Here is a 25191-nt window from a genome sequence, read left to right as displayed (position 1 = left end):
GACAGGACGGATAGATCATGAAGCGGCATTTCACCATCACGACTCCCATTTTCTATGTGAATGGTGCGCCGCATATCGGCCACGCTTATACCTCCATCGCCTGTGATGTGATCGCCCGTTTCCATCGGCTGGATGGCAACGATGTTCTGTTCGTCAGCGGGACGGACGAGCATGGACAGAAGGTGGAGCAGAGCGCAAAGGCGCAGAATGTTCCTCCGCAGGATTTTGCGGACCGCATCTCCCAGAGCTTCCGCCAGATGCAGAAGGACATGGCGGTCCAGACGGATGAGTTCATCCGCACGACAGAAGCCCGACACAAGAAGGCAGCCCAGACCCTTTGGGAGAAGGTTGCCGAAAATGGTCATATCTATCTCGATGCCTATGAAGGCTGGTACTCCACCCGGGATGAGATGTTTGTCGGTGAGGATGAGATCACCCGGCATCCCGATGGCAGCCGGACGGCACCTTCCGGTGCGCCGCTGGAGTGGGTGCGGGAACCATCCTACTTTTTCCGCCTTTCCGATTTTCAGGACAGGCTGCTGAAGCTGTATGAAGAAAATCCCGATTTCATCGGCCCGCATGGTCCGAAACGGGAGGTGGTCAGCTTCGTGAAGCAGGGGCTGCGGGACCTCTCCATCAGCCGGACCAGCTTCCGCTGGGGCGTGGAGGTGCCGGGTGACCCGGACCATGTCATGTATGTCTGGTTCGATGCGCTGGCGAATTATCTGACAGCCGTTGGTTACCCGGACATGAAGGATCCCCGGCATGTTCACTGGCCCGCCGACGTGCATGTGGTGGGCAAGGAGATCATCCGCTTCCACTGCATCTACTGGCCGGCCTTCCTTATGGCTGCTGGTCTGCCGCTGCCGAAACGGGTTTTCGCTCATGGCTGGTGGACGGTCGAGGGTGAGAAGATGAGCAAGTCTCTCGGCAACGTGCTGGACCCCAAGGCTCTGGCCGATGAGTTCGGGCTGGACCAGCTGCGCTTCTTCCTGATGCGGGAAGTGCCCTTTGGTGGGGATTCCAATTTCAGCCGCCGTTCCCTCATCACACGGATGAATGTCGAACTGGCCAACGACCTTGGCAATCTTGCCCAGCGGACGCTCAGTCAGGTGGCCCGCAATCTTCAGGGTGTCCTGCCGGAACGTGGTGCCCTGACAGAGGATGATGAGAAGATTCTGGCCCAGGCCACCCTGCTGCCGTCTCTCACACGCACGCATATCGAGCGTCTGGCCATCAGTGATGCGCTGGAAGATATCTGGAAGCTCATCCGGGAGGCCAATGCCTATATCGACCGGCAGGCCCCCTGGGTGCTGAAGAAGGAAAATCCGGCCCGCATGGCGGATGTGCTGCGGGTTCTGGTGGATGTGATCCGCACCGTGGCGACGCTCCTCCAGCCCTATATGCCAGATACGATGGAGAAGATGCTGGACCAGCTGGGTGTGGAGAAGGGCGAGCGTCATATCGCTGCGCTGGAAACACCACTGCCCGGTGGGCGTACCCTGCCCAAGCCACAAGGTCTGTTCCCCCGTTTCGTGGAGGAAGAGAAGGACGCATGAAGGGGCTGATTGACACGCACTGCCATCTGGACCGTCTGGAAGACCTCCCTGCCAGTCTGGATTTTGCCCGGCAGGCTGGTCTGGCGGGAATGGTCACGATCGGGACACGCTGGTCAGAACGGGCCAGGCAGAAGGCCCTGACGGAGCATGACAGTCCGGACCTGCGTATCTGGTGTGCGTTGGGCACACATCCCGATCATGCCCATGAGGAGGTTCTTCCCAGTCTTGATGACATGCTGGCAGAGCTTGAGACTCCGCAGGTAGCGGCCATCGGAGAGTCTGGCCTTGATTATTTTCATGGCACGGAGGAGGTGAAACCAGTCCAGCATGCATCCTTCCGCCGTCATATCGAGGCAGCCCGTGTGACGGGTCTGCCGCTGGTCATCCATACGAGACAGGCGGATGATGACACCATCGCCATTCTGCGGGATGAGCATGAGAAGGGGGCTTTCCCTTTTCTGATCCATTGCTTTGCCTCCGGTCCGAAGCTGGCCGGAGCCGCTCTGGAGCTGGGGGGGTACCTGAGCTTTTCCGGGCTTCTGACCTTCAAGAAGTGTGAAGAAATCCGGGACGTGGCCCGTCATGCGCCGGAGGACCGTATCCTCGTGGAAACAGACAGTCCTTTTCTGGCCCCCGTTCCCAAGCGGGGCAAGCCGAACACGCCGGGCTATGTCGTGCATACGGCGGCTCGTCTGGCCGAAGAACGTGGTCTGACGGGTGAGCGGCTGGTGGAGATTACGCAAGCCAACACACGGCGTCTCTTCACACGGGTAGCCGTATGAAGATCACGATTCTCGGTTGTGGTGGCTCCGCTGGCGTCCCCATGATCGGGGGTGAGGAAGGGGCCGGAACGGGCCTCTGGGGTACGTGCGATCCGACAGACAGGCGGAATCGCCGTCTGCGTTCATCCATCGTGATCGAGCATGAGGGGTTCCGTCTTCTGGTCGACAGTGGGCCAGACCTGCGGCAGCAGATGCTGGCAAACGGGCTGACCCATATTGATGCCGTGTTCTATACGCACGCTCACAGTGACCATATCGGTGGGCTGGATGAATTGAGGGCTGTCAATCGTGTGATCGGTCGGCCGATCCAGCTTCTGGCCACGGCAGAGGTTCTGGCCGAGCTGCGGCAGCGTTTCGACTACGCTTTCCGGCCGTGGGAGGGAGGCACCTTCTATCGTCCTGCTTTTGACGTGCAGGAAATTCCCACCCATGGCCCGCTGAAGGTCGGCCCGCTGGAAGGCTGCATCTTCCCGCAGAAGCATGGCTGGACGACAAGTCTCGGCCTGCGTCTCGGGTCGTTTGCCTATTGTACGGATGTTGAGAGTTTCCCCACAGAATCACAGGCCGTTCTGCATGACCTGTCCTGCTGGGTCGTCGGGTGCTTCCAGCGGGAGGCACATCCATCTCATGGCTGGTTGGGGCGTGTCATGGAATGGCGGCAGCAGTTCCGGCCCCGGCATACGGTCCTGACCCACATGGGGCCGGACATGGATTACCGCCAGCTCTGCGAAAGCCTGCCCGAAGACGTCCGCCCAGCCCGGGATGGCCTGGTCCTGACCCTCTGACTGGGGGAGACTGCCTGTCAGGCAGCGTTTAATCTGTCCCGTTCAAGAACCACAGGTTCAAGATGCACGCAGAAGAGCCCCCGTACCCAGCGGGGCATGGGTGGGAGGCCGACCCAGGCAGTTCTGGCCTGGTTGCTCTGTCTGGGAGAACGGGTGAGAGCAGAAGGAACGGGTAGAGACCATTCCTGAGCCCCCATGAACAGGATCACGTCTCTGATGGTCTGATCCAGCAGGGTAGTGGCCGTCATGTCCAGGAAGACATGAGGTGTTTCAGCGGGGAGAAGGAAGTTGAACCATCCCCTGTGGTGGTGTTGGCAGGGTATGACGTTGCCTGTCGGGCCGAGCAGGCGAAGTTCTGTTTTCATGGCAGGAGAGACCCAGAAGGGAGTCGTGTTGCCAGCCCGCATGTACTCATAACGGGCTGGATCCTTCAGAAGGATTTCTGTCAGCGTTACCATCATGACCACTCCATCCTGAACAAGGCAGATTGTCGGGTCACTCTAGGAAGGTCATCTTGATAAAGCGTGAAGAAAGGAAAATCTTTTATCTGTTATCAGTCATGCTTATTGGTAAATAGCCAGTTTTTGCGGTCAATGCCCTGTAATCATGAGAAAAGGTGAAAGCAGGAACTCCCACTTTCACCTTTCTTGATAATCTCTCGCATGATTTCTGAAGAATCACGTCATTTCATTCTGGCGGATATATCTGCGGATACGTCACTTTCTCAGACGGGCCGGGAGGCTTGGGAGCCCCCGGTCGGCCGCAGGCGCTCAGTCCCAGCAGGAAAATGCCACCCATGAGGGCCAGAACGGCCCGCGTCATGAAAGAGGAATGAAGCCGATGCATGATCATCTCTCCGTTCAGGCCTGTCCAAGCCGTTCCAGCCACCCCTTGGCCTGTGCCTGCACATTGGCTGGTGCCGTGCCGCCGTGGCTGGTGCGGGAGGCGAGGGAGGAGTCCACGGTCAGGACGTCATAGATGGACCTGTTGATGCCTGATTCCACGGCCTGCATGTCTTCGAGTGAAAGGTCGGCCAGATCGCAGCCTTTCTGCTCGGCCAGACTGACAAGACGCCCTGTGACATGATGGGCCGTGCGGAAGGGCAGACGCAGCTCCCGCACCAGCCAGTCGGCAAGGTCCGTGGCGGTGGAGAAGCCCGCACCTGCCAGCTCCCGCATCCGTTCCTTGTTTGGTTTGAGGTCCCGGATCATCCCTTCCATGGCGGCCAAGGACAGGGTGATGGCCGTCGTGGCGTCAAAGACGGGTTCCTTGTCTTCCTGCGTGTCCTTCGCATAGGCCAGTGGCAGACCTTTCATGACCGTCAGCAGCCCGATCAGATCGCCGGTGATGCGGCCCACCTTGGCACGGACCAGCTCGGCAGCATCCGGGTTGCGCTTCTGTGGCATGATGGAGGAGCCGGTGGTGAAGGCGTCGGACAGATGGACGAAATTGAAGGCCGCAGAGGCCCACTGCACGATCTCTTCCGAAAGGCGGGAGAGATGCATGGCCTCCATGGAGAGGACAGACAGATATTCCAGCGCAAAGTCGCGGTCGGACACGGCGTCCAGCGAGTTTGACGTCGGGCGGTCGAAACCGAGGGCCTGCGCCGTCATGTCCCGGTCGATGGGGAAGGACGTGCCTGCCAGGGCGGCAGACCCCAGCGGGCATTCATTCATCCGGCGGCGGGCATCACGCAGGCGGGAGGCATCACGGGCCAGCATTTCCACATAAGCCAGCAGATGATGACCGAAGGTGACGGGCTGGGCGACCTGAAGATGGGTGAAACCCGGCATGGGGGTGTCATGATATTCCAGTGCACGGCGGGCGAGGGTGCGCATCAGGGCTTCCGTCTGTTCCACGATGCCGTCGATGGAATCCCGGACCCAGAGGCGGAAGTCCGTGGCAATCTGGTCATTGCGGGAACGGGCGGTGTGCAGCCGCTTTCCGGCTTCCCCGATCCGCTCGGACAGGCGGGACTCGATATTCATGTGAATATCTTCCAGTGCCGGGGAGAAAGCGAAGCGGCCTTCTTCGATTTCCGTGGCAATATCGGCCAGACCCTGCTGGATTTCGGCTTCTTCCTGTTCTGTCAGCAGGCCAACCTTGCGGAGCATGGCAGCATGGGCGAGGGAGCCACGGATATCCTGCCGCCAGAGAATTCTGTCGAACCCGATGGAGGCGTTGATCTCCTCCATGATGGCTGCCGGACCGCTGGCGAAACGGCCACCCCACTGGGGATTGGCGGCGTCCGTGCTGGCGGGTCTGTTTGCAGGGGAGGCGTTGCTGGTATTATTGTGCGTCATGAGGACCGATATGATCAGAAACTGGAAAAAGATTCGTACATGCGCCGTTCTGGCGGGCTGGCTGAGTGTAGCGGCTGCGGGCCTGTGGCACAATTGTGTGCGGGCTGAAGCGTTGCAGAGTTTGCAGGAGCTGGAGCCGGAACCGGCCCTGTCAGCCCCGGTCACGCTGGCCATTGCGGGGCTGGGCGGCACGAAGGCAAGCCTGCCCATGAAGGCGGGGAAGCCGTACATGCTGCATCTCTGGGCCACATGGTGCACACCCTGTCGGGAAGAGCTGCCCCAGCTGGCCGCTTTTCTGGACAGAAATCCCGATCTGCCCGTGATCCCCGTTGCTCTGGACAGTGGTTCACCGGAGCGTGTTCAGGCAGCCCTGCCCCGTCTTCATGCCGAGGGCCTGCCCGTCTGGACGGCGGAGCGTCAGGCTGTGGATCCGTTCCTGAAGAGTCTTCGGGAGCCCGGGCTGCCCATGACGCTGCTGATTGATGCCCAGGGGCAGGTGCGGGCCATTTCTGATGGCGGCGTGGAGTGGAAGGACGCCGCTGCGGCCAGCACGGTCCGCTCCCTTCTTCATCAGGTTGAGTGAGGCTGGGCGTGATGAACAGGCAGACTGAGGCCATGCCTCTTCTGGGGGAGAGTGAGGCCCGCCCTTATCATGTCCATGCAGCGGTGACGGACAGTCCTTTCGTCATGATCAGCGACCATGCGGGCCGTGCCGTGCCAGAAAGGCTGGGTGATCTTGGCCTGCCCGTGGATGAATGGGACAGGCACATCGCCTATGATATTGGCATCCGGGAAGTGGGGAGGCACCTCCAGCAGGCTCTCGGCTGCCTGCTTGTGGAGCAGGTCTATTCCCGCCTCGTGATCGACTGCAACCGGGCCGCCGGGCATCCGACCTCCATTCCTCCCGTCAGTGACGGTGCGCCCGTGCCGGGGAATCAGGGCCTGTCAGCTGTGGAGAGACGGCAGCGGGAAGAGGCCATTCTTCATGCCTATCACGATGAGATAGAACGCCATCTGGCCCGACGGAAGCCGGAAACGACGTTGTTCGTGTCCCTGCACAGTTTCACTCCTGCCATGCAGGATGGGCGGAGACGCCCGTGGGACATCGGGCTGCTGCACGATCATGACCCTCACTCAGCCCGCCTGATGCGGACATTGCTGGAGGAGGAAGGCGGCCTCCATGTGGGGGACAACCAGCCCTATGTGCTGAACAGCCAGAATGAATACAGCGTGCCCTATCACGCCGGACGGCGGAATCTGCCAGCCCTTGAGATTGAGATAAGGCAGGACCTCATCAGTGATGAAGTGGGGCAGAAGCTATGGGCGGAGCGTCTGGCCCGTCTGCTGCCCCACTTCTGGGAAAGACGGAAGGAGATGGCGTGACGATTGATGGCAGGACCAGACTGGCCGGCGTGATAGGCTGGCCGGTCGATCATTCCCGGTCTCCCATGCTGCATAATCACTGGTGCCGGGTGCATCAGGTCAACGGGGCCTATGTGCCGCTGCCGGTCAAGCCGGGGCAGCTGGAAACGGCCCTGAAGGGGCTGGCGGCAGCGGGGTTCCGTGGGGTGAATGTCACGATTCCACACAAGGAGGAGGCTTTCCGCCTCTGTGACGAACTGACAGAAACGGCCCGCCGGGCCGGGGCAGCCAATACGCTGCGTTTTGTGGAGGGGCGGGTTATTGGCGACTGCACTGATGGCACCGGCTTCTGCGACAATCTTCTGGCTCATGGCGTGAGGCTGGAAGGGCGTGCTCTCATCCTCGGGGCGGGGGGAGCCGCCCGGGCCGTGGCGGCAGCGTTGCAGGATCGTGGCTGTGAGGTCTTCATTTCCAACCGTACAGCTTCCCGGGCCGAGGCTCTGGTGCAGGCCCTGGGGGCTGGAACCGTGCTGGACTGGACAGACTGGCCCAGCAGGCTGGGAGAGATGAATCTGCTCGTCAATGCGACATCGCTGGGCATGGGAGGACGTGATGACACGGCATGGTCCAGCCTGCTGCAGAAGGGGCAGGAGGGGCTGAGTGTGACGGACATCGTCTATACGCCTCGGCAGACACCTCTGCTGAAGGCAGCGCAGGAGCGTGGCTTCTGCACCGTGGACGGGCTGGGCATGCTGATCTGTCAGGCACGGGCCGGGTTTCAGGAATGGTTCGGTGTGCTGCCAGAAGCCGATGAAGCCAGTTTTGACATTCTGGCGCAGGACCTCGCCCGGCATGGCCTTTCCTGACATGGTGATGGTCGGGGCCTGTTCGTGAAGGTTCTGGGGCTGACGGGTGGCATGGCCGCCGGGAAGAGTACGGTGGCATCTCTCTTCCGCAGGGCGGGTGTGCCTGTTTTTGATGCTGATGCCTGCGTCCGTCATCTTCAGGCCCCTCATGGGCGGGCGGTTCCTGCCTTGCAGAAGGCGTTTCCCGGCATCGTGCATGATGGCGTGCTGGACAGGGCAGCCCTGCGCCGTCTCATAGTGGCCGATCCAACCGTCCTGCCCCGGCTGGAAGCCATCATCCATCCGATGGTCCGGCAGGAGAGACAGGCTTTTCTTAGGCGTTGCCGGTCCCGTCAGGTGCCGTTCTGTGTTCTGGACATTCCCCTTCTGTGGGAAACGGGGGCGGATCGGGACTGTACGCTCGTCATGGTGGTGTCGGCCCCGCTGTCTGTCCGTCTGTCCCGCATCCGGCAGCGTTACAGGAGGGGTGGGCAGATGAGCGAGGCGGATGCGAAAGCCCTGCTGGCCCGGCAGATGCCGGACAGGGAGCGGCGACGCCGGGCCGATATCGTGATAAGGACGGGCCTCTCCCGTGCCTGTGCGGCCCGTCAGGTCCGTGCCATTCTGGCCTCCCTGTGGCAGATGCGTGAAAGACGATGACATGACCCGTTCCATTCTTTTTGATACCGAGACGACAGGGCTGGACCCGGATACCGGGGACAGGGTGATCGAAATTGCCGCCCTGGAGCTGGTGAATGACCTGCGGACGGGGAATTATTTCCATGTGCTGGTGAATCCCGAACGGGACATTCCCCCCGAGGCCACGAAGGTGCATGGTTTCACACTGGCGGACCTGGAAGGGAAACCTCTTTTCGCTGACATTGCTGATGAGTTCCTGGAGTTCATCGGTGACGGGAAGATGATCGCCCATAATGCACCGTTCGACTTCAAGTTCATCAATGCGGAGCTGAAGCGGGCCGGACGTCCCGTGCTGGATTATGACAGTCGGGCCATTGATACCGTCATCATGGCCCGGAAGAAATTCCCCGGGATGCCTGCCAATCTGGACGCCCTCTGCCGCCGTTTCGGGATCGACCTTTCCGAACGTGGCACCCACAATGCCCTGCTGGACTGCCGCCTGCTGGCCGACGTGTATGTGGAGCTGATCGGGGGGCGGCAGCGTGGCCTTGGTCTGGGCAGTGACCGGCAGCAGGCTGCCGGCCCGGGTGGGGCGGGAAAGCGCAGGGCCGTGACGGGTCGCAAGGCCCGCCCCATGCCATCACCGGATGAGGCCACTCTGGCCCGTCATGCCGAATTTCTCGCAACCCTGTCAGACCCGATCTGGTTGCAGGAGTGAAACGCATCCTCTTCATCACGGCGCATCGTCTTGGTGATGCCGTGATTGCCATGGGGGCGCTGGCCGGGATGATGGAGCGTCATCCTCAGGCCCGATTCACCATCGCCTGCGGTCCGGCCGTGCAGGACCTGTTCCGGTACATGCCCCGTTGCGAGCGGATCATCGTGGTGGAGAAGAAGCCTCATAACAGGCACTGGCTGGCCCTGTGGTGGCAGGTTGTGCGCCATCGCTGGGAAGTGGTGGTGGATCTCCGTTCATCGCCTCTGGCCTATGGAGTATGGAGCCGTTCCCGTCATGTCGTCAGGGGGGGCAGGCGGACAGGGCTGAAGCTGGAGCAGCAGGCCCGGTCGCTGGGCTTCAGGCAGCCCTTCCGTCCGCATGTCTGGCTGGGACCGGAGGAGCAGGACATGGCCGCCCGCCTCCTGCCCGGTGACATCCGCTGGCTGGCTCTGGCTCCGACAGCAGGAACGGAGACGAAACTCTGGCCTGCCTCATCTTTTGCGGCTCTTGCAGACCGGCTGGGGGCAGAGGGGATGCGTCCTGTCCTGTTCTACGGTCCGGGAGAGCGGGAGGCGAGGCTGGCCGCTCCGGCCCGGGCTGCCATGCCGGAGGCTCTGGACCTTGGCGGGAGATATTCACTGGCGCAGGTTGCAGCCCTGCTGGTCCGCTGCTGCCTGTTTGTCGGGAGTGATTCAGGGCTGATGCACCTGTCAGCAGCTCTGGATGTGCCAACGCTGGGCCTGTTCGGTCCCAGCCGTGCCGCAGAATATGCGCCTTCTGGCCGCTGGACGGCTGTGGTTGAGGCTCCCGGCCCGCCCGGTGCCGGAAACATGGAGGGCCTGAAGGCTGAAGATGTCTGTCAGGCCGCCCTTTCCCTTTATGAATGGTCCGGAGAGGGGTAAGAACCGGTCATCACTGTGATGAAACGATGACAGATTTTTCAGGGAGACATCATGCATTTTGATCTCATAATCCGTAATGGACGGTGCGTATTTCCATGGGGTGAGGCACAGGCCGACATCGGCATCCGTGATCAGCGGATCGCTTCCCTGTCCGTTTCCGCCAGTGATGAGGCTGACCGTGTCATTGATGCCACGGGCCTGCATGTCCTGCCCGGGCTGATCGACTCTCACGTGCATCTGCGTGATCCCGGCAAGCCGGAGGCTGAAACGCTGGAGACAGGCACCCGGGCGGCGGCTCTGGGTGGCATCACGGCTGTGTTTGACATGCCGAACACCAATCCGACCATCACGGACAGGAAGATGCTGGACTGGAAGCGTCAGCATATCGTGGAGACGGCGAATATTGACGTCGCCATGTATATTGGTGCGACCCGGGAGAACACGCCCCTTCTGGCCGAGTTCGAGCAGGAAGAGGGTGTCTGTGGCGTCAAGGTTTTTGCGGGGTCTTCGACCGGCGATCTCATGATCGAGGATGATGAGGGGATCGAGGCGGTCCTGCGCTCCGGCCATCGCCGTGTGTCCTTCCACTCGGAGGATGAATACCGCCTGCGGGAGCGGCGGAAGCTCTTCGAGCCGGGGCAGCCCTACCACTGTCATGCCGAGTGGCGGGATGCGGAATGTGCCATTCGGGGTACGCAGCGTATCCTGGCCCTGTCCCGCAAGACGGGGCGGCCCATCCATATCCTGCATGTCTCAACGGAAGAAGAGTTCATTCTTCTGGGCGAAAACCGCCGTCATGCCACGGTGGAGGTTCTGGTCAATCATCTGACCAACGAAGGGCCGGGCTGTTATGAGCGTCTGGGTGGCAAGGCCGTGATGAACCCTCCGCTGCGGAATGAGCGGCGTCATTTTGAGGCAGGCTGGGCCGCCCTGCGGGATGGACGGGTGGATGTGGTGTCTTCCGACCATGCGCCGCACCCCAAAGAGGCCAAGGAACTGCCGTGGCTGGAATGTCCATCCGGCCTGACGGGCGTGCAGACGATCGTTCCGCTGATGCTGGATCACGTCAATGCAGGGCGTCTGAGCCTGACCCGGCTCGTGGACGTTATGGCCGCTGGTCCGGCCCGGGTCTATGGGCTGCCGAACAAGGGCCGTCTGGCCGTCGGGTTCGATGGTGACATCACCCTTGTGGACATGAAGAAGCAGCGGACCATCACCAATGACTGGATCGCCTCTCCCGCAGGCTGGACACCTTATGACGGAAAGACCGTCACGGGCTGGCCCGTGGGGACCATCGTCCGGGGGCAGGTCGTGATGCAGGATGATGAGATCGTCACCAGCAATGTGGGGCGTCCCATCAGCTTCCAGCCCTGAGGGGAGAAAAAGAGGGGCCCTTCCGGCGGGAGGGCCCCTTTCCGGTTAGTGGAGGCTGCGTCCTTCGGGAAAGCCATACATCAGATAATGGGCCAGTGGTCCTGATTCATAGCCTGCCACATCAGGGTGACGGGCCAGATAGGCGTGGCTGTTCCAGACATGAAGCCTGCCAGACCGGGAACGGATCAGGGGCAGGCCCTCACGAAAATAGATGTGAACCTCATCCCGGTAGAGAGTCTCATACTCGTCATGGGAGCGGAGAAGCATGTGGCAGAGATGACTGCCCGGGCAGTGTGGTCTGGAGAGGTGAGCAAGAATCTTCTGCCGGTCAAATACATCGTCAGGGCTCTCCATTTCGGGCATCAGTTTCGCCCGGGAGAGGTCGATCATTTCCTGATAGGGCCGGTTGTGGCTGTGGAGATAGACAAAACGTGTCATTTTCACATCCGTGGTGTTGGCCAGAGCAGGGGCATGGTGCCCATTGTCGATGATGGCGTCGTGGTAGGCGGGCACGAAGCCTTTGTGAAAATGACGGTTGGGGGCGTACCAGCCTTCATGTCCGTCCCCAGGCAGGTTGAACAGGCTCAGCTCGATGCGGAAGGGGCAGCCCCAAGGCTTCAGGCGTGCAAACTCGGCCAGAATGTCTGCCTTTCCTAGAGAAAGCCCGGTCTCCGTAAAAACGCAGAGCAGTTCATCGCAATCTACCGGCAGGGCGAAATCATACTCTGCATCCTGATTCAGGGAGCGTATGACGTTCGTGAAATGCCCGCCCTTGTTCTGGAAATCAAACGCCGTATCCAGATCCCGCCGGACATGGGCGCCGCATCGTTCGGCTTCATCCAGCAGGGCCAGAGTGGTGACCTCTTCCGATCCGTTATCAAAGATGAGAAGATTTTCCATGCCGAAGAGGCAGGCATAATGGGTCAGCCAGCGGGCAAGGCGGGGCCCCTCATCCTTCTGCATCATCATGACCTTGACGATGGGGGGGCGGGCTGGAGCGGTAATTTTTGTCGGGGAGGATGTTTGCCGCTGGTCCGTCATGCTATAGGAGTGTCAGAATTATCATGATTGGTCCAGCAAGGATATGGCGTGTCAGACGATTTGATTAAGGAAGTGGAAGAAGAGCAGCGTCTCCTGCGGCTCAGATCCATGGCCCTCCGTGTGGGCGGCGTGCTGGTGGTTCTTCTGGTGCTGGCTGGTGTTGCCGGTGGTGTATGGGGATGGCAGCAGCACCGGCTTCATACGGCTCAGGCCGTGGCGTCGGACCGCTATTTCGAGGCCATGAAGCTTCTTGGTGATCTGAATGCTCTGCCGTCTGCTGAAAGTGATGCACGACAGAAGGCCGAAGGCATTTTCTCGGATCTGGCCCAGTCCGCCCCGCAGGGTGTACGCAGCTATGCCGCCATGTATCTGGCCGAGCTGAAAGAGCAGGATCATGACCGTTCCACAGCGTTGAAGCTGTGGCAGCAGGTGGTGGATGATCGAGCTTCCGAAAGGTCTCTGGCGTTGATGGCGCAGTATCGCCTCCTGAATGCCCGGATGGGTATCGCTCCCAGGGATGAGCTGAGGCGTGGTTATCAGGCGCTCGTTCAGACAGGGGGAAGCTGGGCCCCTCTGGCGAAGGAAGGGTTGGCCGTGCTGGACCTGAGGGACGATGCCAAACCGGAGGAACGGGCAGAGGCACGCCGCCTGCTGCTGGAGGTTCAGACATCAGCGGACAGCACGGATGATTTACGGCGTCGGGCCGGACTATTGTTGCAGACTTTGGGAGAGGCTGGATGAACCGCCATTTTTCTTCACTGCCGGGGATGGGGGGCGTAAAGGCTTCCCGTCGTTCTCTTCTCAAGGGCGCCTGTTCATTTGCTGCCATGACGGGGCTGGCGGGTTGTGGTGCCTTCTCGGACGATCCGAAGAAAACGGTTCTGCCGGGCAGACGGATTGACGTTCTGTCAACCGGGGCAGGTCTGGCCGTGGACACGCATGATACAGCCCCCATCACCCTGCCTGCCGTACAGCCCGTCACTGCATGGATGCAGGAAGGGCGGACAGCGTCGCATGAAGCGGTCAATGCAGTCTGGAATGGTACGCGACAGCTATGGAGTGAGTCGGTTGGCTCCGGTGTCAATCGGGTTGGCTGGCTTTCCATGGTGGCGTTTGTCCCCAATCGCAAAGGGGCCTTGCAGTCCCCGCCCGTGATTGGCGATGGTCGCATGTTCACGGTGGATGCCCAGGGCGTCATCCGGGCCTGGAGCTGGCCGGAGCGCAGGCAGCTCTGGCACCTCCAGCCAGCCCGCAAGACCCGTTCTACCAATATTGGCGGTGGCCTCGCCCTGGTGGGGAATACGCTTTATGTCGTTGATGGTGTGGCGCAGGCCCTGGCGCTGGATGCTGCCACGGGTCGACAGAAATGGGCCGTGGATATCGGGACGCCGGGGCGCTCCGCCCCGACTGTTGTCGGTGGTCTGATGGTTTTCACGACCATTGATGCCCGCCTGTACGCTCTGGATGCGGCAACGGGCCAGCAGCGCTGGACCTATCAGGCGACCGATGTCAGCACGACCCTCTTCGGGGCTGGGGCTCCGGCCATTGTCAATGACATTGTGGTGGCTGGTTTCGGCAGTGGTGATCTGGTGGCCCTGCGTGCAGCTTCTGGCGAGGTTGTCTGGAGTGACAGCCTTGGCGGAGGCAACGGGCTGGGCGCCATGTTGGATTTCGCCTGCGTGCGTGGGGGGCCTGTTGTTGTTGGCGGGACAGCCTATGCCATATCTTTGTCTCGTGTGCTTGTGGCCATCGACATGCGCTCGGGGCGTCGTCTGTGGGAGCGGGAGGTCAGTGGTCAGTCGCCGCTCTGTGTTTGTGGCGAATGGCTGTATCTCATCTCCCTGGACCAGCAGCTGGCCTGCTTGGACCGTGTGACGGGACAGGTACGGTGGGTCAAACAGTTGCCCCGTTTCAAAAAACCGGAGCATGAGAAGGGTCCCATCCAGTGGATGGGACCGATCATGCTGAACAACAGGCTTGTCTGTCTTTCCAGCATGAACCGTGGTGGCATGGTGATCGTGAATGCCAGGACGGGCCAGGAAGAAGGAAAGATAGAAACACCGTCATCCTGCCAGGTACAGCCGATTGTCTGTGATGGACAGCTGCTCGTTCTGAGCGAAGATGGTGTTCTGCGCGCTTATGGTTGATCCCGTTGGGACAGGCAGGCTGCCTGTCGTCGTTATCGCAGGGCGCCCCAATGTGGGGAAGTCCACCATCTTCAACCGGCTTGTCGGGAGGCGTCAGGCGATCGTGTCGGACGAGCCCGGTGTGACGCGGGATCGCAAGGACGGCGTGGCCATGCTGCGTGGTCGCCGTGTGCGGCTCGTGGATACGGCAGGGTTGGAGGAAGCAGCTCCCGAGACGTTGTTTGGCCGTATGCGGGCTTCGTCCGAGCAGGGGATCGCACAGGCTGATCTGGTTGTTTTCTGCGTGGATGCACGGTCTGGCATCACACCTGCTGATGCACATTTTGCCAACTGGTTGCGGCGGCAGAACCGGCCTGTCCTCCTCGTTGCCAACAAGGCCGAAGGCCGGGCCGGTGCAGAAGCAGCCATGGAGGCCTTCTCTCTTGGGCTGGGAACCCCGCTTGCCATGTCTGCTGAACATGGTGAGGGACTGGCCGACCTGATGAGCGAGATCGTCAGCCTTCTGCCGGATGAGGAGACACTCGCCGAGCAGGATGGAGAAAAACCGCTGCGCCTTGCCATCATTGGCCGTCCGAATGCTGGAAAATCAACGCTTCTGAACAGCCTTCTGGGCGAGGAGAGGATGATCACGGGGCCGGAAGCTGGCCTGACACGTGATGCTGTCAGTGTCATGCTCGAGGACGAGGCCGGGCCGATCGAAATCGTTGACACGGCTGGAATGCGGAAGCGTGCCCGTGTTCAGGAAGGGCTGGAGCGTGTCTCTGTTTCCGCCTCTATTGAGGCCATGAAAATGGCTGAAGTGGTTGTACTGGTTCTGGATGCAGATCGTGGTGTTGATGAGCAGGACCTCCAGATTGCCCGTCTGATTGAGCGGGAGGGGAGAGCCTGTGTTCTTGCTCTCAACAAGTGGGATGCCGTCAAGGAGCGTCAGGCAACACGCAAGGCGATTTCTGATCGTATCGAAATTTCACTGGCGCAGATGCGTGGGATCGAGGTTGTGACATTCTCGGCTCTGACAGGCGAGGGGCTGCACCGCCTTCTGCCGGCCGTCCGAAGGGCCAGCGAGGTCTGGAACGCCCGTGTGGGCACGAGCGATCTTAACCGCTGGTTTGAGGAGGCGGTGGAACGTCATCAGCCGCCGCTGGTGGATGGGCGCCGACTGAAGTTACGCTACATGACACAGGCCAAAAGCCGCCCGCCAACCTTTGTGCTGTTTGGCACAAGGGCGGAGCAGCTGCCGGACAGTTACAAAAGATACCTCATAAATGGGTTGCGGGAGACCTTCCATCTTCCCGGCACGCCGATCCGGCTTCTGCTGCGGGGGAGCCGTAATCCATTCGTGAAGCAGGATGAGCGATAATTTATTGAATTTGGAGCAATAACGTCCATAATCGCCGCACGCCCCGATGCCGGAGGGGTGTGTGACCTTTATGAATGAGGAGTTATCATGGTAGGAGTAACGCCGGCAGCCAGGAGTGGGGGCGGTGCCTCTTCGTCTCAAAAGACGACAGGGCGTGCTACGTTTCTTGGCATTCTTGCGGCCCTTTCCGGGTTGATGTTTGGGTTGGATACAGGCGTTGTCGCTGGTGCTTTGCCGTTCATTGCGACTGATTTCCATGCTGGTGCTGCCATGCAGGGGTGGATCGTGTCGTCCATGATGGCTGGTGCTGCTGTTGGTGCTACATTTGCTGGTCGCATTTCCGTTTCTTTTGGTCGCCCGGGTGCCATGCTGGGCGCTGGGATCCTTTTTCTGGTTGGTACGCTTTTCTGTGCGTTTGCTCCCGGGGTGGCCCTGCTCATCACAGGGCGTGTCCTGCTTGGTCTGGCTGTTGGCGTGGCAGCATTTGCAGCGCCGCTTTACATTTCTGAGATCACGGTCGAATCGGCCCGTGGTGCCATGATTTCTTTCTATCAGCTGATGGTCACGCTCGGGATTTTTCTGGCATTCGTGTCCGATAGCATCCTGTCCGAAGGTGGGCACTGGCGCTGGATGCTCGGGATCATGGGCGTTCCGGCGGCCCTGTTCCTCGGTGTAGTGCTGATTCTGCCGCACAGCCCTCGCTGGCTGATGATGCGTGGTGATACGGAGCGTGCCCGCAAGGTGCTGCGTATGCTGCGTTCTGACGAGGAAGTGGCGGAAGCAGAGCTGGCCGATATCAACGACCGCCTCTCCAAGAGCAGTGATGCCGGATATGGGCTGTTTCGCAGCAATCCGAACTTCCGTCGTTCCGTGTTTCTGGGTATCACCCTCCAGATCATGCAGCAGCTGAGCGGAATCAACGCCCTGCTTTACTACGCACCGCGCGTGTTCGAAGCTGCCCATTTCGGGACCAATGCTGCCGTGTGGGCCACGACACTGGTCGGGCTGACCAACATGGTTTTCACAGGTGTGGCCATCCGATACGCCGACAGGTGGGGCCGTCGTCCGCTGCTGTTGACGAGCTGTGTCATCGTCGGTGCTTCGCTGGTTGGTGTCGGTGCAGTGCTGGCTTTTGGTGGTGGCAGCCTGGCCGCTTCCATCCTGCTCTGCGCTCTGATCCTTGTCTTTGTGGCCGGTTTTGCCATTGGTGAGGGACCGCTTGTCTGGGCCCTGTGCTCCGAGGTTCAGCCGACACGTGGCCGTGACTTTGGTATCGGCTGTTCCACGGTGACAAACTGGGTGGCCAACTGGGTTGTTTCCAGCATTTTCCCGCTGATGATGCTGGCGATGGGTGCGTCTTGGACCTTCATCCTGTTTGCAGCGTTCAATGGCCTGTTCGTGCTGATTACTCTGGGTTTTGTCCCGGAGACGAAGGGTGCTTCGCTGGAGCGGATCGAAGCGAATCTTTTTGCAGGGGTGCCCCTGCGTAAATTGGGAGAACCAGAGGGTAATGGGCAGTAAGATGGCAGATCCTAGCCTTGAGGGAGAATACGACCCGGAGAGGCACGCAGGCCTTTACGGGATGCAACGCTTCAAGGCGATGTCATCTGTCATTCTGGCATTGATGCTTTCGATCCTGGATTATTCCGTTGCGAATGTGGCCCTGCCCACCATCGCAACGGATCTCCACTCTTCTGCTTCGCAGGCGATCTGGGTCATCAATGCCTACCAGCTGGCCAATCTGGCCTGTCTCCTGCCATTGGCCGCCATTGGGGCCAGGGTTGGTTTCGGGCGGATGAGCCAGCTGGGAATTGTCCTGTTTCTCATTGCGTCTGTGGCCTGTGCCATGTCGCAGAACATGCTGGAGCTGACGCTTGCCCGGGCTCTTCAGGGTGTTGGCAGCTCCTGCATCATGAGTGTGAATATTGCGCTTGTGCGCTTCATTTATCCGCACAAGCTCATAGGCAAGGGGATTGCGCTCAACGGGCTGTTCATCGGCTTGGGTGTGGCGCTGGGGCCGACCATCGGCTCCTTCATCCTCTCCATTGCCTCCTGGCCCTGGATTTTCTGGGTGAATCTGCCGCTGGGTGGCATTGCCATCCTTCTAGCCAGCAAGGCTCTGCCCAAAACGCCGCGGAGCGACGTGAAGGTCGATATCCCTGGTTCCTTGCTCACAGTGGCCTCTTTCGCGCTGCTGGGGATCGGGCTGGACAGCCTCATGCATGGTGATCTGGGCTGGGGTGCCGGGTTGACGGGCTGGAGCCTTGTCAGCTGGTGGCTTCTCCTGCGCTGGCAGAAAAAGCGGCAGGAGCCTATTGTGCCGCTGGACCTGCTGAAGCGTGTGCCCTTTCTGCTGGCCTGTCTGGTCAGTTTCTGTGGGTTTGTGGCTTCGAACCTGTATATTGTGGCCATGCCTTTCACGCTGGCAGTGGCTTTTCATAAAAATCCGGCCACAGTCGGTCTGTTGATTGCACCGTGGGCTGTGGGCGTGGCGGTGATGTCTTTTATTGTCGGAAAGATTGCAGACCGTTTTCCGGCAGCTCTGCTGTCTTCCATTGGGCTGCTGGTGACATGTCTTGGCTTTGTGCTTCTCTGTACCCTGCCGCTGGATGCCGATAACACGGCCATTGCCTGGCGGACGCTTCTGGCTGGCATGGGGTTTGGCTTTTTCCAGCCACCGAACAACCGGGCCATCATGGTGACAGCCCCTCCCGGCCGGGAGGGCGGTGCAAGCGGGATGCTTTCCGTGGCCCGTCTTTCAGGGCAGACGACAGGGGCATTGCTGGTCGCCGGGCTGTTCACCCTGTTTCCTCATCCTGCGTTCATCTGTCTCGGAGCCGCCGCTGCCGTGGCTTTCTGTGGAGCAGCATTGAGTGCAGGGCGGACGCTTTTCAGAAGGCGTACGACCTGAGCAGGTCGCTCGATACAGGTCAGTCTGTTGTATGAAAAATCCCCGGGGTGCTGGTTCTGCCCCGGGGATTTTTCATGTCGGCCCTCTCACGCTCATGGAGCAGATCAGGTTTAGTGCCAGAATGTCGGGCTGGCCCCCAGGATGAAGGCGGCTGCCAGGACGAAGCCTATTGCGACGTTCTGCCGGAAGAAGTGCAGACAGAGAGGAGCATCATAGGGCGAAAGCTGGACAGTCTGACGGCCCAGCAGGAGGCAGGCCAGCAGGAAAGGCAGCCAGAAGAGTGGGTGCAACCCGGCCTGTAGAGCCGAGAGTGCAAACAGGCAGAGGGCCAGTGCGTAACAGCTGCCTACGAAGAGGCGGGCATGGTTCAGCATCAGGCGGGAGGTGGATTTGACCCCGATACGGGCATCATCCTCCATATCCTGAAAACCATAGATGGTATCGAATCCCAGCTGCCAGATGATGACGCCGCCGTAGAGCAGCAGGCCCGGCAGGTCCAGAGTGTTCTGGCTGGCCGCATAGCCCATGGGGGCGCCGAAGCCGAAGGTGAATCCCATGACAAGCTGGGGCCACCATGTCAGCCTTTTTGCGGCTGGGTAGAAGGCGACAAGGATCAGCGCCAGAGGTGCCAGCATCCAGCAGATGGGCGGCAGGGCGAGCAATACGGCCAGCCCTCCGAGTAGCAACACTGCCAGCAGAGCCAGCCCCTGTGTCAGGTTGAGTGCGCCGCTGGCCAGGGGCCTGCCTGCCGTGCGTGAAACCTGGGCATCAATTTTGCGATCCCAGATGTCGTTGATGACACAGCCCGCCGAACGCATGAGCAGCGATCCGATGGCGAAGAGCGCCGTATAGAAGAGCCGGCGTTCCAGAGGGGGCCCTTGTGGGGCAAGAAAGATGCCGAACACGCCGGGCAGCAGCAGCAGCCATGTGCCAACGGGACGGTCCAGCCGGGCAAGCAGTGCATAGGATCGCCAAGGGTCTGGCAGGCGGCCGATCAGGCCATTGCTGCGGATATCGGTATGAAGATGGGTCTGGGACATGGGATGAGTGATTGGCCAGAAACAGGATGAGGTCAATATTTTATCGCAGATGCTGGAAAGTGAGTGGGGAAAGCGGTATGCCCGAAACATGAGCCGTACTGATCCACGCCTTTTTATTGTTGATGCAGAGTCTCCCTGGCAGGAAGGGGAGACGGTGTCCCTGTCTGCCGGTCAGGCCCATTATCTGGGCAAGGTCATGCGTCTTCAGCCGGGCGATGGTGTGGTGCTGTTCAATGGCCGGGATGGCGAGTGGCAGGCGACTGTCGAGGGGCTGAAAAAAAATCAGGGCACGGTGCGCCTTACGTCCTGTCTGCGGCCCCAGCAGGATACAGAAGGGGTGGAGCTTCTTTTTGCGCCACTCAAGAGGGATGCGACGGAGCTGCTCATCCGCATGGGGACAGAGCTGGGTGTGACACGCTTTCGCCCCGTCCTGACAGCCCGGACAAACACACATCGCCTGAATCTTGAGCGGTTGGGGCTGATCGCACAGGAAGCTGCCGAACAGTGTGAGCGGCTGGATGTCCCGACCCTCATGCCGCTGGAGCCTCTGGCGGCTGTTCTGGCCCGCTGGCCGGTTCGGCGCAGGCTTGCCGTGGCGCTGGAGCGCCATGGGCAGGGAGGGCCTCCCGCTGGTTGTGATGCATTGCTCATCGGGCCAGAAGGAGGCTTTGCGGAGGAAGAGGTCCAACGGCTTTCCCGGCATGAGGCCATACAGTCTTTTTCGCTCGGCCCCCGGATATTGCGGGCAGATACGGCAGCCTGTGCTGCCTTGGCCCAGATCGGAGCAGCCAACCGGCAGGCATGAACGGCCCGAGGCTGCTCGAATATGTGTCGGTTCTCTTGAATGAAGGTAAATATGCCCCCTAGTATAGGGGGTATCTGGCTTACGGACAGTCTGAGCGTCCTGCGGCATAGCGTGGTGAATTTTAGCCGATAAGGGTTTGTGCATGTCCAATCCAGGTGAAAGCAATACGACACTGATCGAGAGCAGGGCGCAGCTTGTCGAGGTTCTGGCTCGTGGCTGCAAGCCGAAGGCTGAATGGCGTATTGGAACAGAACATGAAAAGTTCGGGTTCCGTCTGCCAGAACGGGCCAGAGGAGAGCTGAAGCCGTTTGCGCCACCAGCGTATGAGCCGGATGGCATCGGTGCCCTGCTTGGCGCTCTGGAAGGGCCGGACTGGCAGGCCATCCGTGATGATGGCCATTTGATAGGCCTGAAAGGTGCGGGCCCGCACAAGGGGCGGTCCATCTCTCTGGAACCTGCGGGACAGTTTGAGCTCTCCGGTGCGCCTGTCAGGACGGTGCAGGAAACCGAACAGGAGATGATTGCCCATTTCAGGCAGATCACCGGGCCTGCGCAGGAGCTGGGCCTTGGTTTTGCGCCTCTTGGTTTTCAGCCTCTCTGGCCCCGGGAGGCCATGCCGTGGATGCCCAAGAGCCGGTATGCCATCATGCGCCGCTACATGCCAGAGGTCGGGCGTCGTGGGCTGGACATGATGACACGGACCTGCACTGTGCAGGTGAATCTGGATTTTTCCAGCGAGGCAGACATGGCCCGCAAAATGCGGGTGTCGCTCGCTCTCCAGCCTCTCATCACGGCCCTGATGGCCAATTCGCCGTTTGCTGATGGCAGGCCGACGGGGCGTCTGTCCAACCGGGCCTATATCTGGCTGGATACGGACAATCAGCGCAGTGGTCAGCCGACGTTCTTTTTTGAGGAAGGCTTCGGGTTTGAGCGCTACGTGGACTGGGCGCTGGATGTCCCTATGTATTTCGTCAATCGTGAAGGGCGGAATATTGATGCCGCAGGCTGTTCGTTCCGTAAATGGCTCGATGGTGTCGAGCAGGAGCCGTTGGCAGGCCTGCGCCCAACGGTCGGGGATTTTGAAGACCATCTGACGACACTGTTCCCTGATGTCCGGCTCAAGCAGTTTCTTGAGATGCGTGGTGCCGATGCTGGACGGCCAGACATGATGGTGGCCCAGTCTGCGTTCTGGGTGGGGCTGCTATATGACGAAGACGTGCTGGCTGAAGCCGAACGGGTGGTGAAGGAGCAGTCTTGGCTGCATTATCAGTCTCTGGCGGAGCTTGTTGTCGAACAGGCCATGGATGCTCCTTTCCCGGGCGGGCTGCGTCATCTGGCAAAGCGTATTCTGACACTGGCCGAGCAGGGACTTCAGAAACGGGGCCATGGGGAGGAGTATTATCTTGCTCCGCTCTATGAGATTGCTGATGGTGCCAAAACACAGGCGGAGCGGTGGCTGGAGCGGTACCATGATGTCTGGCAGGGTGATGTCCGGCACATTTTCCGGGAAGCGGATATTTCCTTGTGAGGAAAGGAAGCGTGGTGATGGTGGTGCGGCGTCTTGTCATGGCCTGCGGCGTGGCTTTTGCTGTGGGGGGGATGGGTCTGCTGGGGAATCCGGCACTGGCGGCAGGCGTTCCCCTGACCCAGGCCCAGCAGGGATGGGTTCACAGAATTGAGTCCAGCCTTGCGGCGACGAAGACATTTCAGGCCCGGTTTGAGCAGGTGACCGAGCATGACGGGACATCCACCGGGACAGTTCTGCTGGAGCGGCCGGGAAAGATGCGGTTTTCTTACGATCCTCCCAGCCCGCTTCTGCTTGTGGCCAATGAAGGCAAGGTCGTATTTCAGGATCGCAGCATCGGTCAGATCACGACAATCCCTCTGGATCATACGCCATTGGGTCTTCTTCTGCGGCCGGATCCCCGTTTCTCGGGGGATGTATCCATTCTGGGGTACGAACAGCAGAATAGCGAGATCCGGTTGCGGGTGACACGGACGGAAAATCCGGGTGAAGGCGAGATGACGCTCTTTTTCTCCACCCGTCCGCTCAGTCTGAAAGGCTGGACAGTGCTGGATGCCCAAGGGCACAGGACGGTCGTGCATTTTTCCAGCGTGCAGACCGGCATCAGCGTTCCGTCTTCAAGTTTTGTCCTGCCAAAGGATGAGGACTAACCGCCCTTTTTCTGTCTGGCCAGCTCAAGTGCCCGGTTATAGACGGTGCGCTTGGGCAGGTTGACGATCCCTGCTATCAGCGCTGCGGCATCCTTGACGGAGTGGGTTTTCAGGGCATCCTGCAAGGCCTGGTCGAGCTCCTGTGCTCCCGTATCGTCTGCGGCTGGTGGACCAAGAAGCAGGGTGATCTCTCCCCGTGGGGCTGTTTCTTCAAAATGGGCAATGAGTTCGGCAAGACTGCCCCGGATCATTTCTTCAAAATGTTTTGTCAGTTCACGCCCTACGGCCGCAGGGCGGTCTGAGCCGAATACCTGCTGCTGTGTTTTCAGTGTTTCCAGAAGTCGGTGCGGTGATTCATACCAGATGAGCGTGGCAGCCAGACCAGCCTGTTCGGCAGCACGCAGGGCGGTAAAGCTGTGTCGGCGGGCCTCTCCCCGGGGAGGAAAGCCCAGAAACATGAAGGGAATGGGGGGCAGGCCGGAGAGTGTCAGAGCCGTGACGGCAGCATTGGCACCGGGCAGGGACGTGATGGCGATATTTTCTGCCTGTGCGGCCCGGACGAGGCGGTATCCAGGGTCCGAAACAATGGGTGTACCGGCATCAGAGACCAGGGCCAGACATTCTCCCTGCTGGAGGCGCTCAATGAGGGCGGGGATGCGGTCCTGTTCATTATGGTCGTGGAGAGGGAAGAGCTGGTTGCTTATGCCATAATGCCGCAGCAGTTTTGTGGTAACGCGGGTATCTTCACACAGGATGGCATCAGCGGTCCTTAAAGCATCAAGGGCACGCTGGCTTATGTCGGCGAGGTTGCCGACAGGCGTTGCCACCAGCACGAGCTGCCCGGTAGAAGAAGGAAATGTTCCGTGATCGGGGGGAGTATATGGTTTCTCAGACATCGTTATCCTCAATGAGCCGCTCTGGCCTTTATAGCCGTGGTGGGCAGGGGCGCGGCAAGAGAGGAAACGGCCAGGCAGCATTGGCCGTTGGTATTTTCATGTTTCTGGGAGCCTGCTCCGGGGAAAATGGTCATGAAAGGAAACTGGCCCCGGTGGCAGCCGCTCCGCAGCCAGTGGAAAAACCAGCCCGTGTCGGGCTGATCGTACCGTTGAGTGGCCCTCATGCTGCCATCGGCCTGCGCCTGAGGGATGCGGCCCGGCTGGCTCTGCCGGACAACCAGCCTCCTCCCATGGATGTATTTGACAGTGCCCAGCCAGCAGGGCCTGCCCATGCCGCCCAGCAGGCTCTGGAGGCCGGAGACAGTATTGTTCTGGGGCCGCTTACGGCAGGTGATACGCAGGCCGTGTCCTCTGTCCTGCAGCCAGCGAATGTGCCGGAGCTGGCTTTCACCAGTGATGTGGCTCAGGCCAGACCGGGTGTCTGGGTCATGGGACTGACGCCAGAGCAGCAGGTTCGTCGTCTTGTTGACGCTGCCCGGGTAGAAGGACGGAAGCGTTTTGCTGCGTTTCTGCCAGATACGGCGCTGGGGCACGCCATGGGGGAAGGGCTGACCCTGGCCTGTCAGGAGGCTGGGCTGGATGTCCCGCAGATTACGTTCCACAGCAGTGACATCAATGACATCACGCAGAAAATGGCGCAGCTGAGCCGTCGGCCGGTTGCATCTGCCGGTACTGCACAGGGGGCGGCCACGGCGGAGAGCGGACCTTCTGCCATTGACCCTCTGAATGAGGGTGATGAAATGACGGTTTCTTCCTCCCGGCCAGCCCAGAAGGATCAGACCGCTTCGGCCCCTTCGGAGGTCAGCCCGCCGCCATTTGATGCCCTGCTTCTGGGTGATACCGGGCTGGATCTGGCCCGTGTGATCGATGCGCTGAAGAACAACCAGCTTCTGGTTCCTCAGGTTCGTATTCTTGGTCCGATGCTCTGGCGTTCCTTTGACGCCAAACTGGGGGACCTGCGCGGTGCCTGGTATGTGGCGTTTGATGAGAAACAGCGCAGTGGCTATGTGCAGAGTTATCAGAATGCCTATCAGCAGAAGCCTTCTCCTGTCGCAGATTTTGCCTACGATGCGGCCGCCCTGGCTGGCGCCCTGATCCGCCAGAACAAGCTGAATGTGGCAACACTGACCCAGCGTGAAGGCTATCTGGGCGTGAATGGTCTCTTCCATCTGCGTCCGGATGGCCGGATGATTCGGGCGCTGGGCATCTATCAGATTGCTCCGGGTGGGGGCAGCCAGCTGATCGTCCCAGCCTCCCGTGATCTGACATCGCCATCATCTCTTTCCATAGGGCCGGCCGTGCCGGGGCGGGGGACTGCCTCGGCATCGGCTGATATGGCCGTATGGTCACCTGCAAAGCAGACAGCTGGAGCAGTACCGGCACAGGCTCAGGCTGGGAAGAAACCGGCCGCTCCTGATGTGGCGGTCTGGTCGCCATCCCGTCATGCGGGTGCTGGGAGCGGCACGTCCTCAACACCCTGACAGGTT

24 protein-coding genes are annotated in these 25191 nt (G+C 60.4%); 19 read left to right on the top strand and 5 right to left on the bottom strand.

Features of this window, described 5'->3' with window-relative positions:
• Nucleotides 1-17: 17 nt before the first annotated feature.
• Genes metG through DTJ15_RS04600 form a run of 3 tightly spaced genes read left to right on the top strand, consistent with a single transcriptional unit; the run spans nt 18 to nt 3126 of the window.
• Nucleotides 18-1559: a methionine--tRNA ligase gene (gene metG, locus DTJ15_RS04610; RefSeq protein ID WP_043559982.1), complete on the top strand. Its 1542-nt coding sequence runs from the start codon at nt 18-20 to the stop codon at nt 1557-1559.
• Entirely contained in the window at nt 1556-2341 is a 786-nt protein-coding gene (locus tag DTJ15_RS04605) for a TatD family hydrolase (RefSeq protein WP_103765573.1), read from the top strand. The genes metG and DTJ15_RS04605 overlap by 4 nt, the downstream gene beginning before the upstream one ends.
• Nucleotides 2338-3126 (top strand): MBL fold metallo-hydrolase, encoded by a 789-nt coding sequence (locus DTJ15_RS04600; protein ID WP_249109526.1) that lies wholly within the window; start codon nt 2338-2340, stop codon nt 3124-3126. Before DTJ15_RS04605 ends, DTJ15_RS04600 begins: the two co-directional genes overlap by 4 nt.
• A gap of 17 nt (nt 3127-3143) precedes the next feature.
• On the opposite strand, the gene DTJ15_RS04595 is transcribed toward DTJ15_RS04600, so the two are convergent.
• On the bottom strand, nt 3144-3587 hold the full coding sequence (locus DTJ15_RS04595; protein WP_249109524.1) for a hypothetical protein: 444 nt from the start codon (nt 3585-3587) through the stop codon (nt 3144-3146).
• A gap of 399 nt (nt 3588-3986) precedes the next feature.
• Complete coding sequence (gene argH / locus DTJ15_RS04590) at nt 3987-5429, bottom strand: argininosuccinate lyase (protein ID WP_081563486.1); 1443 nt, start codon at nt 5427-5429, stop codon at nt 3987-3989.
• Between the two features lie 10 nt (nt 5430-5439).
• Here argH and DTJ15_RS04585 point away from each other — a divergent pair, with 10 nt between their 5' ends.
• From DTJ15_RS04585 to DTJ15_RS04555, 7 genes are read left to right on the top strand one after another with little or no spacing between them, the layout of a single operon-like run.
• The gene (locus DTJ15_RS04585) at nt 5440-6012 is read left to right on the top strand and encodes a TlpA disulfide reductase family protein (protein ID WP_181005608.1); all 573 of its coding nucleotides are present in this window, start codon (nt 5440-5442) and stop codon (nt 6010-6012) included.
• 11 nt (nt 6013-6023) lie between these two features.
• Complete coding sequence (locus DTJ15_RS04580) at nt 6024-6812, top strand: N-formylglutamate amidohydrolase (protein WP_249109523.1); 789 nt, start codon at nt 6024-6026, stop codon at nt 6810-6812.
• Nucleotides 6749-7657, top strand: a complete 909-nt coding sequence (locus DTJ15_RS04575) for a shikimate dehydrogenase (RefSeq protein WP_249109522.1) — start codon at nt 6749-6751, stop codon at nt 7655-7657. Before DTJ15_RS04580 ends, DTJ15_RS04575 begins: the two co-directional genes overlap by 64 nt.
• A 24-nt stretch (nt 7658-7681) precedes the next feature.
• Nucleotides 7682-8296, top strand: a complete 615-nt coding sequence (gene coaE, locus DTJ15_RS04570; protein WP_249109521.1) for a dephospho-CoA kinase — start codon at nt 7682-7684, stop codon at nt 8294-8296.
• Nucleotide 8297: 1 nt separating this feature from the next.
• On the top strand, nt 8298-8993 hold the full coding sequence (dnaQ, locus tag DTJ15_RS04565; RefSeq protein ID WP_043559997.1) for a DNA polymerase III subunit epsilon: 696 nt from the start codon (nt 8298-8300) through the stop codon (nt 8991-8993).
• Nucleotides 8990-9895 (top strand): glycosyltransferase family 9 protein, encoded by a 906-nt coding sequence (locus tag DTJ15_RS04560; RefSeq protein ID WP_248460718.1) that lies wholly within the window; start codon nt 8990-8992, stop codon nt 9893-9895. Before dnaQ ends, DTJ15_RS04560 begins: the two co-directional genes overlap by 4 nt.
• A 51-nt stretch (nt 9896-9946) precedes the next feature.
• A complete protein-coding gene (locus DTJ15_RS04555; RefSeq protein WP_081563482.1) occupies nt 9947-11269 on the top strand; it encodes a dihydroorotase in 1323 nt (440 codons plus the stop codon).
• A 45-nt stretch (nt 11270-11314) separates the two neighbouring features.
• On the opposite strand, the gene DTJ15_RS04550 is transcribed toward DTJ15_RS04555, so the two are convergent.
• Complete coding sequence (locus DTJ15_RS04550; protein WP_227449707.1) at nt 11315-12238, bottom strand: glycosyltransferase family 2 protein; 924 nt, start codon at nt 12236-12238, stop codon at nt 11315-11317.
• Nucleotides 12239-12358: 120 nt separating this feature from the next.
• Here DTJ15_RS04550 and DTJ15_RS04545 point away from each other — a divergent pair, with 120 nt between their 5' ends.
• The 5 genes from DTJ15_RS04545 (at nt 12359) to DTJ15_RS04525 (ending at nt 18728) form a co-directional block, all read left to right on the top strand.
• Nucleotides 12359-13051: a tetratricopeptide repeat protein gene (locus tag DTJ15_RS04545; RefSeq protein WP_249109520.1), complete on the top strand. Its 693-nt coding sequence runs from the start codon at nt 12359-12361 to the stop codon at nt 13049-13051.
• Nucleotides 13048-14457 carry a PQQ-binding-like beta-propeller repeat protein gene (locus DTJ15_RS04540; RefSeq protein ID WP_227449706.1) on the top strand — a complete coding sequence of 470 codons (1410 nt, stop codon included), beginning with the start codon at nt 13048-13050 and terminating at the stop codon, nt 14455-14457. The genes DTJ15_RS04545 and DTJ15_RS04540 overlap by 4 nt, the downstream gene beginning before the upstream one ends.
• Nucleotides 14450-15817, top strand: coding sequence for a ribosome biogenesis GTPase Der (gene der, locus DTJ15_RS04535; RefSeq protein WP_249109519.1), 1368 nt, complete (start codon nt 14450-14452; stop codon nt 15815-15817). The genes DTJ15_RS04540 and der overlap by 8 nt, the downstream gene beginning before the upstream one ends.
• Before the next feature lie 87 nt (nt 15818-15904).
• On the top strand, nt 15905-17338 hold the full coding sequence (locus DTJ15_RS04530; RefSeq protein ID WP_043560006.1) for a sugar porter family MFS transporter: 1434 nt from the start codon (nt 15905-15907) through the stop codon (nt 17336-17338).
• Between the two features lies 1 nt (nt 17339).
• Nucleotides 17340-18728: an MFS transporter gene (locus tag DTJ15_RS04525; protein ID WP_043561164.1), complete on the top strand. Its 1389-nt coding sequence runs from the start codon at nt 17340-17342 to the stop codon at nt 18726-18728.
• Between the two features lie 110 nt (nt 18729-18838).
• On the opposite strand, the gene ubiA is transcribed toward DTJ15_RS04525, so the two are convergent.
• Complete coding sequence (gene ubiA / locus DTJ15_RS04520; RefSeq protein WP_043560008.1) at nt 18839-19768, bottom strand: 4-hydroxybenzoate octaprenyltransferase; 930 nt, start codon at nt 19766-19768, stop codon at nt 18839-18841.
• Nucleotides 19769-19856: 88 nt separating this feature from the next.
• Between ubiA and DTJ15_RS04515 the strand changes: the two genes are divergently transcribed.
• The 3 genes from DTJ15_RS04515 (at nt 19857) to DTJ15_RS04505 (ending at nt 22748) form a co-directional block, all read left to right on the top strand.
• Nucleotides 19857-20573: a 16S rRNA (uracil(1498)-N(3))-methyltransferase gene (locus DTJ15_RS04515; protein ID WP_154981411.1), complete on the top strand. Its 717-nt coding sequence runs from the start codon at nt 19857-19859 to the stop codon at nt 20571-20573.
• A gap of 142 nt (nt 20574-20715) precedes the next feature.
• Nucleotides 20716-22101: a glutamate--cysteine ligase gene (locus tag DTJ15_RS04510; RefSeq protein ID WP_103765569.1), complete on the top strand. Its 1386-nt coding sequence runs from the start codon at nt 20716-20718 to the stop codon at nt 22099-22101.
• A gap of 17 nt (nt 22102-22118) precedes the next feature.
• Nucleotides 22119-22748: an outer membrane lipoprotein carrier protein LolA gene (locus tag DTJ15_RS04505; protein WP_249109518.1), complete on the top strand. Its 630-nt coding sequence runs from the start codon at nt 22119-22121 to the stop codon at nt 22746-22748.
• On the opposite strand, the gene rsmI is transcribed toward DTJ15_RS04505, so the two are convergent.
• Entirely contained in the window at nt 22745-23644 is a 900-nt protein-coding gene (rsmI, locus tag DTJ15_RS04500) for a 16S rRNA (cytidine(1402)-2'-O)-methyltransferase (protein ID WP_193699524.1), read from the bottom strand. The genes DTJ15_RS04505 and rsmI overlap by 4 nt on opposite strands.
• 11 nt (nt 23645-23655) lie before the next feature.
• Here rsmI and DTJ15_RS04495 point away from each other — a divergent pair, with 11 nt between their 5' ends.
• On the top strand, nt 23656-25185 hold the full coding sequence (locus tag DTJ15_RS04495; RefSeq protein WP_249109517.1) for a penicillin-binding protein activator: 1530 nt from the start codon (nt 23656-23658) through the stop codon (nt 25183-25185).
• Nucleotides 25186-25191 lie beyond the last annotated feature (6 nt).

Source organism: Parasaccharibacter sp. TMW 2.1891, assembly GCF_023337675.1.
Taxonomy (GTDB): Bacteria; Pseudomonadota; Alphaproteobacteria; order Acetobacterales; family Acetobacteraceae; genus Bombella; species Bombella apis.
Note: the sequence above shows the minus strand (reverse complement) of the source record. Positions and strands in the feature narration are given on the sequence as shown.